We start from the raw sequence: 15,769 nt of genomic DNA, 5'->3' as shown, positions 1-15,769 counted from the left end.
CCGCACGCGGGTCCAGCTCCGCGGCCGGCGCGCGGGACGGTCACCGTCGACATCGATCAGGAACACACCGTCCGCGTCGAACAGGCCGTGTGTGAGGGCCAGTTGATGCCAGCCGGCGTCGATCTCGGCGGGCTGGTCCGCGCGGACGGTCGGCGTGGGGGCATGGGCGGCGGCCGCGGTGATCCGGCGCCAGGCGGCCCGGGCCGGCAACACCTCCTCGGTCCGCCAGTGCTCGGCGGCCACCAGCCCCGCCCGCCCCAACAGCGCCTTCAGTTCGTCTCCGCTCATGGAGGACATCCTCCCTGTCCCTCTGAGCGCCCCCGAAAGCCCCGGCACCATTCCCAATTTCTGGAACACGTTCTACGGTGTGCGCCGTCAGGACACCGGCCTTGGGAAGCCAGGAGGCGCCGTGCACCTCGACCACACGCCCGAGCAGCAGCGGCTGCGCGCCGAACTGCGCGCCTACTTCGCCGAGTTGGTGCCGGACAACGCCTACGCCCGGCACGCCGACCCGGTCGGTGCGAAGCGCTTCTACCGCGCCACCATCCGCAGGCTCGGCGCCGACGGCTGGCTCGGCGTCGGCTGGCCCACGGAGTACGGGGGGCGGGGCCTGACCCCGACCGAGCAGTTCGTCTTCTTCGACGAGGCCGCCCAGGCGGGCGTCCCGCTGCCGCTGATGGCGCTGAACACCGTAGGCCCGACGATCATGCGGTACGGCACGGAGGAGCAGAAGGCGTGGTTCCTGCCGAAGATCCTCGCCGGTGAGATCGACTTCGCCATCGGCTACAGCGAACCCGACGCGGGCACCGACCTGGCCGCCCTGAAGACCCGCGCCGTCCGCGAGGGCGACGAGTACGTCGTCAACGGCCAGAAGATCTGGACCACCAACGGCGACACCGCCGACTGGGTCTGGCTCGCCGTGCGCACCGACCCGGCGGCACCGCCGCACAAGGGCATCACCATGCTCCTGGTGCCGACCACCGACCCCGGCTACTCCTGCACGGTCATCCGCACCCTCGCCTCCCACGACACCACCGCCAGCTACTACGAGAACGTCCGCGTCCCCGTCTCCCACCGGGTCGGCGCCGAGAACCAGGGCTGGCGGCTGATCACCAACCAGCTCAACCACGAGCGCGTCACCCTCGCCGCCCACGGCACCATGGCGATCCGCGCCCTGCACGACGTCCAGCGCTGGGCCGCCGAGACCAAACTCGCCGACGGCCGCCGCGTCATCGACCTCCCCTGGGTACGCCGCCGGCTCGCCCAGACCCATGTCCGCCTGGACGCCCTCAAACTCCTCAACTGGCGGATGGTCGGCGCCCTCCAGGACGGCACCCTCACCCCCCAGGACGCCTCCGCCGTCAAGGTCTACGGCTCCGAGGCCCGCCGCGACGCCTACGCCTGGCTCCTGGAGATCGCCGCCGCCCCGGGCACCCTCCAGGAAGGCTCCCCCGGCGCAGTCCTCCACGGCGAACTCGAACGCGGCTACCGCTCCGCCGTCATCTTCACCTTCGGCGGCGGCAACAACGAGATCCAGCGCGAGATCATCTCCTGGATCGGGCTGGGGATGCCGCGGGTGCGGCGCTAGCCTGCTTGTGACTAAGCGTTTTAGTTGGCGCTTCACCGGGCTGAGCCTCGTGTCTTCGGCAAGCTGGTGACGGCCCTGCGCTGCGAAGGCGTGGAGCAGGTCCGCAACGGCCGCATGAGGTCGACGGTGATGGCGTTGACGGAGTTGCATCCGAACGGAGTGTCAGCGGGTGGCAGTACTGTCGGGGCATGACTGCATGGCCGCCAGTTGATCGCGACGATCTTCGCAAGGCACGTGGTGACGCGGGCTTCGACACCGTGCTCCCGCTGTTGGTCAGACGCTTGATAGCCGAGACCGCAAACGGGTTGGAATCCTTGGACATGCCGGGAGGCTCCGGCACCGCGGTCGGAGGCTTCGACGGCATTGTCACGACGTCGGGGCCGTCGGCGTTCGTGCCGGAAGGAACCTCGGTATGGGAATTGTCTGTTGGCGGTGGCAACAGCAAGGCTGCGGAAGACTACGAGAAGAGGACTAAGGGACCGAACGGGCTCGCGACCAAAGACGTCACCTATGTAGAAGTCATCCTCGACGCGTGGAGAGACGCTCGAACCTGGGCCGATCGCCACACCGAGGACGGTCGGTGGCGGGACGTACGCGGGTACAACCTCGACGTGATTGACGTGTGGCTGGAACAAGCACCCGCCACCACGGCATGGCTTGCTGCCCGGCTGGGGAAGGCGCAGCCGGGCGTGCGGTCGCTGGAGTCGTGGTGGGCTGACAGTTGGCTCCGATCGACGCGCATCCCACTGGGCCGGACGGTGGTGCTGGCAGGAAGAGAGACGGCGGCTGCGGACTTCAGCGCCCTACTCGCCACCGGACGGTCGGTGATCAAGCTAGGTGGCGATCTGCGCCCTGACGAAGTCTGCGCCTTCGTTGCTGCTGCGCTAGAACAAGAAGGCATCCTGGGGGCCACTCAGGTGGGGGCGCGGGTTCTGTTCGTTTCCGACAGGAGCGGTTTTGAGCAACTGCTGACGCTACGCCAGCCATTGATTTTGGTCCTCGCGGATCCGGTGCTGGCGCGGGACATTCCACAGCAGCACTCTCACCAGCTCGTGTGGGCTGCGATGCCCGGCGGCCCGTGCGACGTGAACGTGCCTAGGGTCCACAGCCAGGTCATCGAGTCCCTGCTGCGCTCTGACGGCATGCCGAGCGAGCGTGCGGCCCGGCTCGGTGCGCTCGGTCGCCGCAGCCTGCTCGCGTTGCGGCGAGCCTTGGCCCACCACCCGGAGCCACTCACACCGGAACGGGCCTCGACGCTCGATGTGGTCCGCCGGCGGCTGCTCCTGCTGAATTCCTGGAATGGGGACAATCGGGAAGACCGTCGTGTGGTTGGACAGTGCTCGGGGTTTGAATACGAAGAGTTGCAGGAACGGGCCCGGGAGCTCGCGGCTGGGACCGACATCCCTTTCCTCGGCCACCAGGCAGAGATCTGGCACGTGCTAGCTGCCGAGGATGCCTGGACCTTGCTCGGTACATCCCTCACCGGCGATGATCTCCAGTTCTTCCGAACGGCAGTCTTGGAGGTACTGACTGAAACGGACCCGATCCTCGACCTGGACCCTGGCGAACGCTGGAGGGCCGGAGTGATGGGTGTGGGGCGCCGCTTCTCCGACACCCTCCGCGCAGGGCTCGCCCAGTCGCTTGCTCTCCTGGGCACATTGGGCGCGGATCTACGGGGCCCCGGAGGCGTCACGGGAGATCGATGGGCTCGGTTGCTGGTTCGTGATCTGCTGGAACAGGCAAACAATGATGACACATACAGCCTGTGGCGTTCCCTGGGCGATGTGCTCACCTTGCTGGCTGAAGCCGCTCCGGAGGAGTTCATAGAAGCGATGCACGAGGGCCTCAGTGGCACCAGGTCTCTTCACTCCGCCATGTTCACCGACAACCAGCCTGACAACATGGGGCTTGGATCTAGCTCTCCTCACACAGGATTTCTGTGGTCCTTGGAGATCCTGGCATGGTCTCCGGAGCACATCGATGACGCAGTCGACGTACTCACTGCGCTGGCTCTCGTCGATCCGGGCGGTCGGCTGTCGAATCGTCCCCTAACGAGTCTGGTGGGAATTCTCAGTGCATGGGCCCCCAACACGACCGCCAGCGCCGAGGACCGCATCAGAGTAATCCGACGCCTGGTGCGGAGGCGGCCAGCCCTGGGCCGCAAGTTGCTTCTTAAGCTCATTCCAGACGGCCGTTCCATGCAGATGAGTCATCCTGGTCCGCGTTTCCGTGGCTGGAAAAGGGACACCGTTGTAACACCAGATATCCGACGGAGTGTAATCACCGCCGTAGCCGACCTGCTCCTGGACGAACTCAACGGCGCTCCCGAGCTGTATGTCGACCTGATCGGAAAAATCGACGTACTCCCTTCCAAGCACCGTACTGAGGTCGCGCAACGGCTGACCGAGCTGGGAGACGATTTGGAAGATGATGACCAGCGTGCGGTTCTCCACCGCGCACTGCGCGATCAGGTTTCTCGGCACCAGGAGTATGCGGACGCGGCGTGGGCCCTTTCCGCGGACGAGCTTCGCCCCCTCCAAGCCGCGCGCGAAGCGCTGGAGCCTCGGAGTCCGGTGAAGCGGTACGCATGGTTGTTTCAATCTGGCAGGATCACGCTTGGCGACATCAGACGCCGTGACGACTCCGCCGCCTACGACGCGGAAGTCTTCGCCCGGCGGGCCGTAGCGGTCGGCGAGACGGTCGCGAACGGAGGGCTGGCAGCTCTCGTCGAGCTGGCCTCCGCAAGCAGAGTCCCCGACCTGGTGGGCATCGCTCTCGCAGAGCACTCCGAGGACCATGACCAAGAGCTGCTGTCCTGGCTTGAGGAAGAGGACGCTTCGCTAGCCAAAGAGGTGGCGGCTGGGTACCTGCGTCGGCGCATGCGGGCCCAGGGGGACGATCTCCGTGACAGGCTTCTTTCCCTTACAGAGGATCCGCAGACCCAGGCAGCGATCCTGCGGCTTGCTCCGGATCCGGCCTCCTCGTGGTCCAAGCTCGCTGAACTAAGTTCGGATGTAGCGGGATTTTATTGGCGTGAATTCTCGTACTTCGGGCTCGGCTCCGATTTCCCGCGAGCGCTTGATGCGGCCCGGTCGCTGTTGAGTGCGGGCCGTCCTGCAGCGGCGCTCGACCTGATCCTCTTGTACGACAGGGAAGGGGACAGCTCGGAGGCTGCCGAGGTCGTCGTCGCCGGGCTGGAAGACCTCATCGCATGTCGGTTGAGCGACCCTGAGATCGGGCGACTCAGTGCATATTTCCAGGATCTATTTGCGCTGCTGGACCGGCACCACGAGCGGGTGGGGCGTCAACGCATCCTCAGGCTGGAGTGGCAACTTCTGCCTGCGCTCGGGTTCGATGGTGCGGCTCCAACTCTCCACAAGACGTTGGTTGAGGACCCTGAGGCGTTCGTGGATTTGGTGACGTGGGCCTTCCGGCCCAGCACCACCTCCGAAGAAGAAGCGGAAGATGCTGTCGAGCAGGAGAACAGGCGCAACATCGCGAACTATGCCTACAGAGCCCTTCACACTTTGCGTACCTGTCCAGGGCTCACGGCCGACGGGGACCTCGACCCTGTTGCACTACGTACGTGGGTCGTGGCGGCCCGGGCAGAACTGGCGGCCAGGGATCGTGCCGAGGTAGGTGACGTGCAGATCGGTGAGGTACTTGCTTTCGCCCCGCGCGATGAGGACGACTTGCAGGTTCCGGAAGCTGTCCGAGAGCTACTCGAAGAGATCAATAGCAGCGATCTTGAACAAGGTCTCAGCATCGGGATCTACAACAAACGAGGTGTGACCAGCCGGGGACTCCTGGATGGCGGAGTTCAAGAGTCGGAGTTGGCCCAGTCCTTCCGGGAGCAGGCTGAACGCGCACGCGCTTGGCCGCGAACCAGGAAGTTGCTCAAAGGGCTTGCGGAGTCGTACGAAGCTGATGCCCGGCGGGAGGATCAAGAGGCAGAGCGACGGCATCAGGGCTTGGAGTAGGCGGGACCCGCTCCGGCACAGGTGGAGTGGCTTCTCAAGGTTGCGCGGCACCTGCTGCCCGAGAATCTGTGTCAGGGGGATGAGACGCCGCCGACCGCGCAACTCCCCGGCAGATTGCCGGAGTGACGGGCGGTCCGGGTGATCAGCGGTTTCATGACTATGCGGAGTGGGTCAGGCAGGTGGTGTCACGGCTCCCGACATTGACGGCATCTGGAGCCCAATGACCTCCTGCACGGCACCACATGGGCCGCACAGGAGTCGTACAAGGGGGCATTTTGACTGCCCGGGTCAGCGGGGCTTCTCGCCGAGGGCGGTGCGTAGCCAGTCCAGGGGGTCCATGTCGAGGAGTTGGTCGGCGAGGGCGGCGCCGGATTTGGTCACGATGCGCTTGCGGCTGTTGTCGATCCATCGCTGGGCCAGCTCGTAGCCCTGGGCTTTGTACTCGATGCCCTGGAGCAGGCACTCCAGCTTGTCCGCGTCGCGGGCGCAGACCGCCTCGGCGGACTCCCGGTCCTCGTACTCGTCGACCAGGTCGCGGATCGTCTCGGCGAGGGCCTCGGGCATGCCGGCCACCTGGTCGGCGGTGACGGCCCGCGGGTCGGCCTCGCCGGCGTACCTCTTCCCGAGGTGGTTGACGTCCCCGGTCCGTGTCTCCTGGGAGTCGTGCCACACGGCCAGGAGCGCGGCGCGGGCGGGGTCCGCGCCCTCCAGCTTGGCGATGATCGACGCGAGGAGCGAGGTGCGCCAGGCGTGCTCAGCCACGCTCTCCGGGTCCCGCACACCGGCCATCCACCAGCCCGTGCGCCTGGACGACTTGAGCGTCCCCGCCTCGAACAGGAACTTCGCCACCTGGGCCAGTTGGTCGTCAGCCACCGTCGGACTCCTCTCACGCCTCGGCGAGGCGTACCGCATACCTGATGCTCTCCAGCTCGCGGCGTGCGCGGGCGGAGATCTCCCGGCTATCCAACATCACGGGCAGCCCGGCGCGCAGGGCACGGGCCGCGGTCCCCGACCGGAGGAGGTGCGGGCGGACGGTGAGGAGGGACCACAGGGTGCGGATGTTGAGATCGACGTAGCCGTGCTCCGGGGCCAGGCCCTGAGCGAGGTGGGCGAGCAGCTTGTCGCCGGGCCAGGGGCCGGGCGTGCGGGAGGCGATGAAGCCGTCCGAGAGTTCGAGATGCGACATCTCGCCGAGCCAGTACGCCCAGTAGTTGAGGTTGGCGGCCTCGCCGGCGTCGTCGGCCAGGGCCGTGTCGATGAAGTGGCTCATCCGGTCGCGGTCGCCCTGGCGGCCCGCCACGGCCGCCACGGAGCGGGAGTTGAGCCAGTCGGTGAGCCAGTCGCTGGGCCGCTCCGTCGCCTGCTGGTGGGCGAGCCAGTCCGCGGTGTCGGACTGGTCGTCGTAACCGGCCAGGTACAGGGCCTGGCGCCGTAAGAGGAACTGGCCGGGCCGCTGCGCCCGTTCGGCGGTGTCCCGCATCCGGTCGAAGAACCGGCGGCGATCGGTGTCCGAGATCTCGGGGGCCGTCGGCACGGGGCCTCGGCGCGGCCGCGCAGGCGTGGGCAGGTCTCGTACGGGCTGTGGGGGCACGCCGTTGAGCGGCCACGCAAGGACGCCGACCAGGTCGCGCTGCATGACCCAGGCGCCCAGGGGAGACTCCTCGACGTCGGCCTCCTCGTCCAGGGCACTGGCCAGGAGCACGTCCGCCTCTATCGCACGATCCAGCGCCTGGAGCAGGGCCGGAGAGGTGCCCAACTGCATGAGCCGGTGCCGGTGGACGTGCTTCTGGCCCACGGACACGGCGGTCAGCGGCCGGCGTCCGGACTCCCACCCGGCGACGGTGTCGGCGGACACGCGCAACTGCTCCGCCATGGTGTCCTGCGTGTGCCCGAGTTGCTCGCGCATCACCCGGAAGGTGTACCCGGAGATGACGCCGGAGCGGGGCCGTGAGGACGAACCCTGACTGCCGGTCCGGGGTCCTCCTGGATTCGACGGCATGGCACCCCATCCTTCGCAGCGCTTCCCGCGCCTACCCGTACCGGCGGTCACTTCAGTGGGTCGGCCCCGCTTTCTACCGTCCACGTAGTCACCTGAATTCAGAGCGTATAGGGACGGTGCAGTCGTGGATGCCGGTATGCGGGCGAGTACCCAGAACGATCACAAGCCGCGGGGACGAGCCGACGCAGTCGTGCACAGTGCCGCCGATCGGTGCCTGGCCGTCGAGCGCTGGTTGCTCTCGACATTGCCCGATGTTCGGGGACGCGAGGTGGCTCGCAAGCAGTGGCGGGAGTTGGGTGCCGCCATGCTGCCGCTGGGTGGCCTGATTTCCGCCGTGCGGATTCCCGCCCGCCTGGTGCACGCCGTCGCCGGGACCGCCGTGCCGGCCGATGTCGACGAGTTCCTTGAGCACGCCCTCGACGGCGGGCCGGTCGTCTGCGTGCTGCACGGTGGCCCGCGGTACTACGCCCTCGTGCCGGGCAGTATGCCCCGTACCTGGCACGACGCGGCCGAGGAATGGCGTGCGGTCGAGGTCGACTGTCTCGGTCGTGACGCCCTGCTGGGCGTGCCGCCGGTGACGCGGGTGGACCACGACCCCGCGACCTGGGCGTCGTACTGGTCGGTGCCTATGGCCTCCGCGGGGGAGTTGTGCGCGCCGTTGTCCGTGGCCCGGCTGGTCGCCGCCGGCGTGCACTGGATCCGCGAGGAGGAGGAAGACGCCGACGCCGATGCGTGAAGCCAACTCGCATACGGGCGGGCAACAGCCCAGCCGTCGGAGCGTCGCAGGACCGACCGGCGGTATCTTGCAGCCGTGCCGCTCTACTTCGATCCCGTGCCGCTGCTCGGTGACGCGCGCGAGTTGTTCAAGGGGCGGTGGGCCGACCGGACATGGCTCAACGTGCCCGGCCCGTTCTACGGGGCCGACACCGACAACTGCGGTACCGGCCGCATCCACGCCCCGGGGCTCGTGCTGTACGAGGGTGAGCACTTCACCGAGTACGTGTACCGCCAGCCCCGGACGACGGACGAACTCCGGCACATGCTGGCCGCCGCCGAGGAGGACCCCTTCTCCGGCTACGGCTGTGACGGTGACGAGCACTGGACGGTGGCATCGGTCCGGGAGTGGTGGAGTGAGCGAGGGCGGATCCGGGAGTATCTGGCGGACCGGCGTGACGTGTGGGAGGACGACGACGCGACGTCGGGGCAGGGCACGGCGGCCGCCGCCCGCGACTACGTCGCCTATCTCGACGGGGAACTGAGCACCCACCTGCGGATCTATCTCTTCTGGCTGGACGCACGGCGCGCTCCGACCCCGGGGGACCGTCTGCCGCGGCTCTAGGTGTCGGCCACCGCACCGTCGCCGATCGGCGACCGCCGTGTTACCAAGAACCCATGTCACCTCACGAACCCCACCCCACCTACGACGCCGTCATCGTCGGCGGCGGGCACAACGGACTTGTCGCGGCCGGCTATCTGGCTCGGGCCGGGCGGTCCGTGCTGGTGTTGGAGCGGTTGGACCATACCGGTGGGGCCGCCGTGTCGACGCGGCCGTTCGCCGGGGTGGACGCGCGATTGTCGCGGTACTCGTACCTGGTCAGCCTGCTGCCGGAGAAGATCGTGCAGGATCTCGGGCTGCGGTTCCGGGTCCAGGGGCGGACCATCTCGTCGTACACCCCCGTGGAGCGGGACGGGCGGCCGACCGGGCTGCTCGTCGGCGGGGGCGAGGAGCGCACCCGGGACGCCTTCGCGCGGCTGACCGGCGGGGAGCGCGAGTACGCGGCCTGGCGGAGGTTCTACGGGATGACCGGCGAAGTTGCGCGGCGCATCTTCCCCACGCTCACCGAACCGCTGCCCAGCCGTGACGAGCTGCGCCGTCGCATCGACGACGACGAGGCGTGGCGGGTCCTCTTCGAGGAGCCCATCGGCGTGGCCGTCGAGGAGCGCTTCGCCGACGACCTGGTGCGGGGCGTGGTCCTCACCGACGCGCTCATCGGCACCTTCGCCGACGCCCACGACCCCTCCCTCAAGCAGAACCGCTGCTTCCTCTACCACGTCATCGGCGGCGGCACCGGCGCCTGGGACGTGCCCGTCGGTGGCATGGGCGCCCTCACCGACGCCCTGGCCGCCGCCGCCCGGGACGCGGGAGCCGTCATCGCCACCGGCCACGAGGCCGTACGCATCGCCACCGACGGCCGTACCGCCGAGGTCACCTATCGGACCGGGGACGGGGAAGGGGTCGCCAGTGCCAGGCATGTGCTGGTCAACGCCTCCCCGCAGGCGCTCGCCGAGCTGACCGGTGACACCCCGCCCGGTCCCGCCGAGGGCGCCCAGCTCAAGGTGAACATGCTGCTCACCCGGCTGCCCCGGCTGCGGGACTCCGCCGTCGACCCGCGTGAGGCGTTCGCCGGTACCTTCCACATCGCCGAGGGCTACCGGCAGCTCGCCGCCGCCCACGCCCAGGCCGCGGCAGGAGAGCTGCCCACCGCACCGCCGTCCGAGATCTACTGCCACTCCCTGACCGACCCGTCGATCCTCGGCGCCGATCTCGTCGAGCGCGGCTACCAGACGCTCACCCTGTTCGGGCTGCACACCCCCGCCCGGCTCTTCGAGCGGGACAACGACGCCGTGCGCGAGGAGCTGCTGAAGGCCACCCTCGCCCAGCTCGACGCCCATCTCGCCGAACCGCTCGCCGACTGCCTGGCCCTGGACGCCGACGGCCGCCCCTGCATCGAGGCGCGCACCCCGCTCGACCTGGAGCGCGACCTCGGACTGCCCGGCGGGAACATCTTCCACCGGGACCTGTCCTGGCCCTACGCCGACGAGAGCACCGGCCGCTGGGGCGTCGAGACCCCGCACGCCAACGTCCTGCTGTGCGGGGCCGGAGCCGTGCGCGGGGGAGGGGTGAGCGGGGTGCCGGGGCACAACGCGGCGATGGCCGTCCTGGAGGCCGGCCAAGGGTGAACCACCTGTAGCCACCTCCATCGAGGAATCTGACGGTGTATCAGAAAAGGTCTTCCGTCGTCCGGAGGACTGCGGCATCCTGCGCCCATGCAGACGGAGCTGAGCAAGCAACTGGGCGTCGAGCACGCCGTCTTCGGCTTCACGCCGTTCCCGGCCGTCGCCGCGGCCATCAGCCGCGCCGGCGGCTTCGGCGTGCTCGGCGCGGTCCGCTACACCGCCCCCGACGAGCTGGAACGCGACCTCGACTGGATCGAGGCGCATGTCGACGGACGGCCGTACGGGCTCGATGTCGTGATGCCCGCCCGCAAGGTGGAGGGGGTGACCGAGGCCGACGTCGAGGCCATGATCCCCGAGGGGCACCGGCGGTTCGTGCGGGAGACCCTCGCCAAGTACGGGGTGCCGGAACTCGCCGAGGGCGAGGCGTCCGGCTGGCGCATCACCGGCTGGATGGAACAGGTCGCCCGCCGCCAGCTCGACGTCGCCCTCGGCTATCCGATCCGGCTGCTCGCCAACGCCCTCGGCTCGCCGCCCGCCGACGTCGTCGCCCGCGCCCATGAACGCGGCGTGCTGGTCGCCGCGTTGGCCGGCAGCGCCCGGCACGCGCGCAAGCACCGGGAGGCGGGCATCGACGTCGTGGTGGCCCAGGGCTACGAGGCCGGCGGGCACACCGGGGAGATCGCCTCGATGGTGCTCACCCCGGAGGTCGTGGACGCCGTCGCCCCGCTGCCCGTCCTCGCCGCCGGCGGCATCGGCAGCGGACGGCAGATCGCCGCCGCCCTCGCCCTCGGCGCCCAGGGCGTCTGGCTCGGCTCGCTCTGGCTGACGACCACCGAGGCCGACCTGCACTCACCGGCCCTGACCCGCAAACTCCTGGACGCCGGCTCCGGCGACACCGTGCGCTCCCGCGCCCTCACCGGCAAACCCGCACGCCAGCTCCGGACCGAGTGGACCGACGCCTGGGACGACCCGCACGGACCCGGCACCCTGCCCATGCCCCTCCAGGGCCTGCTGGTCGCCGAGGCCGTCTCCCGCATCCAGAAGCACGAGATCGACCCCCTGCTCGGCACGCCCGTCGGCCAGATCGTCGGCCGGATGAACGACGTCCGCAGCGTCCGCGCCGTCTTCGACGACCTCACCCGGGGCTTCGAACAGGCCGTGGACCGTGTCAACCGCATCGCCGGAAGGAGCGGCCAGTGACGAGCGCACCCCCCACGGGCTTCTGGGCCCAGGCCACCGCCGACCCCGACCGCACGGTCCTGATCGCCCCCGACGGCGAGGAGTGGACGGCCGGACGTCTGCACGCCGCGTGCAACCGGCTGGTGCACGGACTGCGCGCGGCCGGGATGGAGCGCGGCGACGCGTTCGCCGTCGTCCTGCCCAACTCGGTGGAGTTCCTGACCGCTTATCTCGCCGCCTCCCAGGCCGGGTTCTACCTCGTGCCCGTCAACCATCATCTGGTCGGCCCCGAGATCGCCTGGATCGTCTCCGACTCCGGCGCCAAAGTCCTTGTGGCGCACGAGCGTTACGGCGAACAGGCCGCCCGCGCCGCCGACGAGGCCGGTCTGCCCGCCGCCCGCCGGTACGCCGTCGGCACCGTCGAGGGATTCCGCCCGTACGCCGAACTCCTCGACGGACAAAAGGAGTCGGCGCCCGACGACCGCACCCTCGGCTGGGTCATGAACTACACCTCCGGTACGACGGGCCGCCCGCGCGGCATCCGGCGCCCGCTGTCCGGCCGGCTTCCCGAGGAGGCGTATCTCGGCGGTTTCCTCGGCATCTTCGGCATCCGGCCCTTCGACGACAACGTGCACCTCGTCTGCTCGCCGCTCTACCACACGGCCGTCCTCCAGTTCGCGGGCGCCTCGCTGCACATCGGCCACCGGCTGGTCCTGATGGACCGGTGGACGCCCGAGGAGATGCTGCGGCTCATCGACACCCGGCGCTGCACGCACACCCATATGGTCCCGACCCAGTTCCACCGTCTGCTGGCCCTCCCGGAGGCCGTCCGGGCGCGCTACGACGTCACGTCGATGCGGCACGCCATCCACGGCGCCGCCCCCTGCCCCGACCATGTGAAGCGCGCCATGATCGAGTGGTGGGGCGACTGCGTGGAGGAGTACTACGCGGCCAGCGAGGGCGGCGGCGCCTTCGCCACGGCCGAGGACTGGCTGAAGAAGCCCGGCACCGTCGGCCGGGCCTGGCCGATCAGCGAACTGGCCGTCTTCGACGACGACGGCAACCGGCTGCCGCCCGGCCGACTGGGCACCGTCTACATGAAGATGACGACCGGCGGCTTCGCCTACCACAAGGACGAGGCGAAGACCCGGAAGAACCGCATCGGCGACTTCTTCACCGTCGGCGACCTCGGTGTCCTCGACGAGGACGGCTATCTCTTCCTCCGCGACCGCAAGATCGACCTGATCATCTCGGGCGGCGTCAACATCTACCCGGCCGAGATCGAGTCCGCGCTCCTCGCCCACCCCGCCGTCGCCGACGCGGCCGCCTTCGGGATCCCGCACGACGACTGGGGCGAGGAGGTCAAGGCGGTCGTCGAACCCGCCCCCGGCCATCTGCCCGGGCCCGGCCTGGCCGCCGCCCTCCTCGCGCACTGCGCGGAGCGGCTCGCCGGCTACAAACGGCCCCGGAGCGTCGACTTCATCGCCGAGATGCCCCGCGACCCCAACGGCAAGCTGTACAAACGGCGGCTGCGGGAGCCCTACTGGGAGGGCCACGCCCGGCCGCTGTGACAGCGGAAGCCGGTTGCTGGGACAGCGGGCGCCAGCCACTGGGACAGCGGACGCCGGCCGTTGCGACAACGGACGTCGGTCGCCGTGACAGCGGGCGCGCGCCATGACTTGACCCGCCCCCGCGGCCCGCCGAAGATCATGCGCATGACCCCAGGACACGGCAGTACCGTCGACGGGGTGCTGCGGCGCAGCGCCCGCCGCACCCCGGCCCGCGTCGCGGTCGAGTACCGCGACCGCACCTGGACCTACGAGGAACTGGACGAGGCCGTCTCCCGCGCGGCCGCCGTCCTGCTCGCCCAGGGCCTCGCGCCCGGCGACCGGGTCGCCGCCTACGGCCACAACTCCGACGCCTATCTCGTCGCGTTCCTCGCCTGCGCCCGGGCCGGCCTGGTCCACGTCCCCGTGAACCAGAACCTCACCGGCGACGACCTCGCCTATCTGGTCGGCCAGTCCGGCAGCGCGCTCGTGCTCGCCGACCCCGGCCTGACGGACCGGCTCCCCGACGGCGTCCCGACCCTGCCCCTGCGCGACGCCGACGGCTCCCTGCTCGCCCTGCTCGCCGACACGGCGCCGTACGACGGTCCCGAGCCGCGCGGCGAGGATCTCGTGCAGCTCCTCTACACCTCGGGGACGACGGCCCTGCCCAAGGGCGCGATGATGAGCCACCGCGCGCTGGTCCACGAGTACCTGAGCGCGATCGCCGCCCTCGATCTCAGCGCCGGTGACCGCCCCGCGCACTCGCTGCCGCTCTACCACTCCGCGCAGATGCACGTCTTCCTGCTGCCCTACCTGGCGGTCGGCGCCACCAGCCTGATCCTCGACGCGCCCGACGGCGACCTGCTCTTCGACCTGATCGAGGAGGGCCGCGTCGACAGCCTCTTCGCCCCGCCCACCGTGTGGATCGGGCTGACCAACCGCCCCGACTTCGCCACCCGCGACCTGAGCGGGCTGCGCAAGGCGTACTACGGCGCGTCGATCATGCCGGTGCCCGTGCTGGAACGGCTGCGCGAGCGGCTGCCGAAGCTGGGCTTCTACAACTGCTTCGGCCAGAGCGAGATCGGCCCGCTCGCCACCGTCCTCGCCCCCGACGAGCACAAGGGCCGGATGGACTCCTGCGGCCGCACGGTGCTGTTCGTGGACGCCCGCGTCGTGGACGAGCAGGGCGAGGACGTCCCCGACGGCACACCCGGTGAGATCGTCTACCGCTCGCCGCAGTTGTGCGAGGGCTACTGGGACAAGCCCGAGGAGACCGCCGAGGCGTTCCGCGACGGCTGGTTCCACTCCGGGGACCTCGCCGTCCGTGACGCGCACGGCTACTTCACGATCGTCGACCGGGTGAAGGACGTCATCAACTCCGGTGGTGTGCTGGTCGCCTCGCGCCAGGTCGAGGACGCCCTCTACACCCATGACGCGGTCGCCGAGGCCGCGGTGATCGGTCTGCCCGACGACAAGTGGATCGAGGCGATCACCGCCGTCGTCGTGGCGCGCGGCGAGGTCGGCGAGGACGAACTGATCGCCCACACCCGGGAGAAGCTGACCGCGTTCAAGGCGCCCAAGCGGGTCCTCTTCGTGGACGAACTCCCGCGCAACGCCAGCGGGAAGATCCTCAAGCGGGAACTCCGGGAGCGGTTCGCCTGATGCCGCACCTCACCGCACCGGACGGCACCCGGCTCGCCTACCACCTCCGGGGCGACGGCGATCCGCTCGTCGTCCTGCCCGGCGGGCCGATGCGCGCCTCCCGCTATCTGGGCGATCTCGGCGGGCTCGCCGAGCGCCGACGGCTCGTCCTGCTCGATCTGCGCGGCACGGGCGACTCCGCGGCGCCGGCCGATCCGGCGTCGTACCGCTGCGACCGCCAGGTGGAGGACGTCGAGGCGCTGCGGGTGCGGCTGGGGCTCGAACGGATGGACCTGCTCGGGCACTCGGCGGGCGGCAGCCTCGCGACGCTGTACGCGGCGCGCTACCCGGAGCGGGTGTCCCGGCTCGCGCTGGTCACCGTCATCCCCTGGGTGATCGGCGCACCGGCGACGGCCGAGGACCGGCTGACGGCGGCCCGACTGCGCGCGGGGGAGCCGTGGTTCGCGACGGCCTTCCCCGCCCTGGAAGCCTGGCTGGCCGGCGAGAGCGAGCCCGACTGGGACCTGCTCGGCGCCTTCTTCTACGGCCGCTGGGACGACGCCGCCCGGGCGCACGACGCCGCCGCCGAGTGGGAGACCAACGAGGAGGCGGAGACACGCTTCCACGACCCGGCCGCCTTCGACCCGCCCGCCCTGCGCGGCGCCCTCGAACGGCTCACCGCGCCCGTCCTGGTCCTCGCCGGTGCACTCGACGGCGGCCCCACGCCCGCCCTGGCCCGGCGTCTGGCCGCCGCCTTCCCGCACGCGGAGTGCGCCGTGCAGCCGGGCGCGGGGCACTACCCCTGGCTGGACGACCCGGAGTGGTTCACGGCGCGGATCGCCGCGTTCCTCGGTGCCCCCGCGCGCCGCGACTGAGC

General features: G+C 70.0%; 11 protein-coding genes and 1 pseudogene. 10 read left to right on the top strand and 2 right to left on the bottom strand.

Going from position 1 to position 15,769, the window contains the following annotated elements:
- Window positions 1-409 precede the first annotated feature (409 nt).
- The 3 genes and pseudogenes from G6W55_RS15385 to G6W55_RS15380 all read left to right on the top strand — a co-directional run bounded on the left by G6W55_RS15385 (window position 410) and on the right by G6W55_RS15380 (window position 5,568).
- Window positions 410-1,588 (top strand): acyl-CoA dehydrogenase family protein, encoded by a 1,179-nt coding sequence (locus G6W55_RS15385; RefSeq protein ID WP_175521397.1) that lies wholly within the window; start codon window positions 410-412, stop codon window positions 1,586-1,588.
- Window position 1,589: 1 nt separating this feature from the next.
- Window positions 1,590-1,702: pseudogene (locus G6W55_RS39560) on the top strand (IS5/IS1182 family transposase); the annotation flags it as partial.
- A 74-nt stretch (window positions 1,703-1,776) separates the two neighbouring features.
- A complete protein-coding gene (locus tag G6W55_RS15380) occupies window positions 1,777-5,568 on the top strand; it encodes a hypothetical protein (protein ID WP_175521396.1) in 3,792 nt (1,263 codons plus the stop codon).
- A 288-nt stretch (window positions 5,569-5,856) separates the two neighbouring features.
- Here the strand turns inward: G6W55_RS15380 and G6W55_RS15375 are convergent, their stop codons facing one another.
- Together G6W55_RS15375 and G6W55_RS15370 are read right to left on the bottom strand one after the other, a co-directional pair.
- Entirely contained in the window at window positions 5,857-6,441 is a 585-nt protein-coding gene (locus tag G6W55_RS15375) for an HD domain-containing protein (RefSeq protein ID WP_175521395.1), read from the bottom strand.
- Window positions 6,442-6,454: 13 nt separating this feature from the next.
- The gene (locus G6W55_RS15370) at window positions 6,455-7,567 is read right to left on the bottom strand and encodes a DNA-binding transcriptional regulator (protein WP_175521394.1); all 1,113 of its coding nucleotides are present in this window, start codon (window positions 7,565-7,567) and stop codon (window positions 6,455-6,457) included.
- A 268-nt stretch (window positions 7,568-7,835) separates the two neighbouring features.
- Between G6W55_RS15370 and G6W55_RS15365 the strand changes: the two genes are divergently transcribed.
- From G6W55_RS15365 to G6W55_RS15335, 7 genes are all read left to right on the top strand, one after another.
- Window positions 7,836-8,303 carry a hypothetical protein gene (locus G6W55_RS15365; RefSeq protein WP_254876261.1) on the top strand — a complete coding sequence of 156 codons (468 nt, stop codon included), beginning with the start codon at window positions 7,836-7,838 and terminating at the stop codon, window positions 8,301-8,303.
- Between the two features lie 75 nt (window positions 8,304-8,378).
- A complete protein-coding gene (locus tag G6W55_RS15360; RefSeq protein ID WP_175521393.1) occupies window positions 8,379-8,906 on the top strand; it encodes a ferredoxin in 528 nt (175 codons plus the stop codon).
- A 53-nt stretch (window positions 8,907-8,959) separates the two neighbouring features.
- The gene (locus tag G6W55_RS15355; RefSeq protein ID WP_175521392.1) at window positions 8,960-10,528 is read left to right on the top strand and encodes an NAD(P)/FAD-dependent oxidoreductase; all 1,569 of its coding nucleotides are present in this window, start codon (window positions 8,960-8,962) and stop codon (window positions 10,526-10,528) included.
- An 87-nt stretch (window positions 10,529-10,615) separates the two neighbouring features.
- Window positions 10,616-11,725: a nitronate monooxygenase family protein gene (locus G6W55_RS15350; protein ID WP_175521391.1), complete on the top strand. Its 1,110-nt coding sequence runs from the start codon at window positions 10,616-10,618 to the stop codon at window positions 11,723-11,725.
- On the top strand, window positions 11,722-13,275 hold the full coding sequence (locus G6W55_RS15345; protein ID WP_175521390.1) for an acyl-CoA synthetase: 1,554 nt from the start codon (window positions 11,722-11,724) through the stop codon (window positions 13,273-13,275). Before G6W55_RS15350 ends, G6W55_RS15345 begins: the two co-directional genes overlap by 4 nt.
- 144 nt (window positions 13,276-13,419) lie before the next feature.
- Window positions 13,420-14,913, top strand: coding sequence for an acyl-CoA synthetase (locus G6W55_RS15340; RefSeq protein WP_175521389.1), 1,494 nt, complete (start codon window positions 13,420-13,422; stop codon window positions 14,911-14,913).
- Entirely contained in the window at window positions 14,913-15,767 is an 855-nt protein-coding gene (locus tag G6W55_RS15335; protein WP_175521388.1) for an alpha/beta fold hydrolase, read from the top strand. The genes G6W55_RS15340 and G6W55_RS15335 overlap by 1 nt, the downstream gene beginning before the upstream one ends.
- The last annotated feature ends 2 nt before the right edge of the window (window positions 15,768-15,769 follow it).

This window comes from Streptomyces sp. CAI-85 (assembly GCF_013363615.1).
Lineage (GTDB): Bacteria > Actinomycetota > Actinomycetes > Streptomycetales > Streptomycetaceae > Streptomyces > Streptomyces antibioticus_B.
Note: the sequence above shows the minus strand (reverse complement) of the source record. Positions and strands in the feature narration are given on the sequence as shown.

What these genes read in the sequence shown, in the direction of transcription:
- G6W55_RS15380 (WP_175521396.1), top strand. Translation starts at nt 1,777, where the DNA reads ATGACTGCATGGCCGCCAGTTGATCGCGACGATCTTCGCAAGGCACGT.
- G6W55_RS15370 (WP_175521394.1), bottom strand. Translation starts at nt 7,567, where the DNA reads ATGCCGTCGAATCCAGGAGGACCCCGGACCGGCAGTCAGGGTTCGTCC.
- G6W55_RS15355 (WP_175521392.1), top strand. Translation starts at nt 8,960, where the DNA reads ATGTCACCTCACGAACCCCACCCCACCTACGACGCCGTCATCGTCGGC.
- G6W55_RS15350 (WP_175521391.1), top strand. Translation starts at nt 10,616, where the DNA reads ATGCAGACGGAGCTGAGCAAGCAACTGGGCGTCGAGCACGCCGTCTTC.
- G6W55_RS15340 (WP_175521389.1), top strand. Translation starts at nt 13,420, where the DNA reads ATGACCCCAGGACACGGCAGTACCGTCGACGGGGTGCTGCGGCGCAGC.
- G6W55_RS15335 (WP_175521388.1), top strand. Translation starts at nt 14,913, where the DNA reads ATGCCGCACCTCACCGCACCGGACGGCACCCGGCTCGCCTACCACCTC.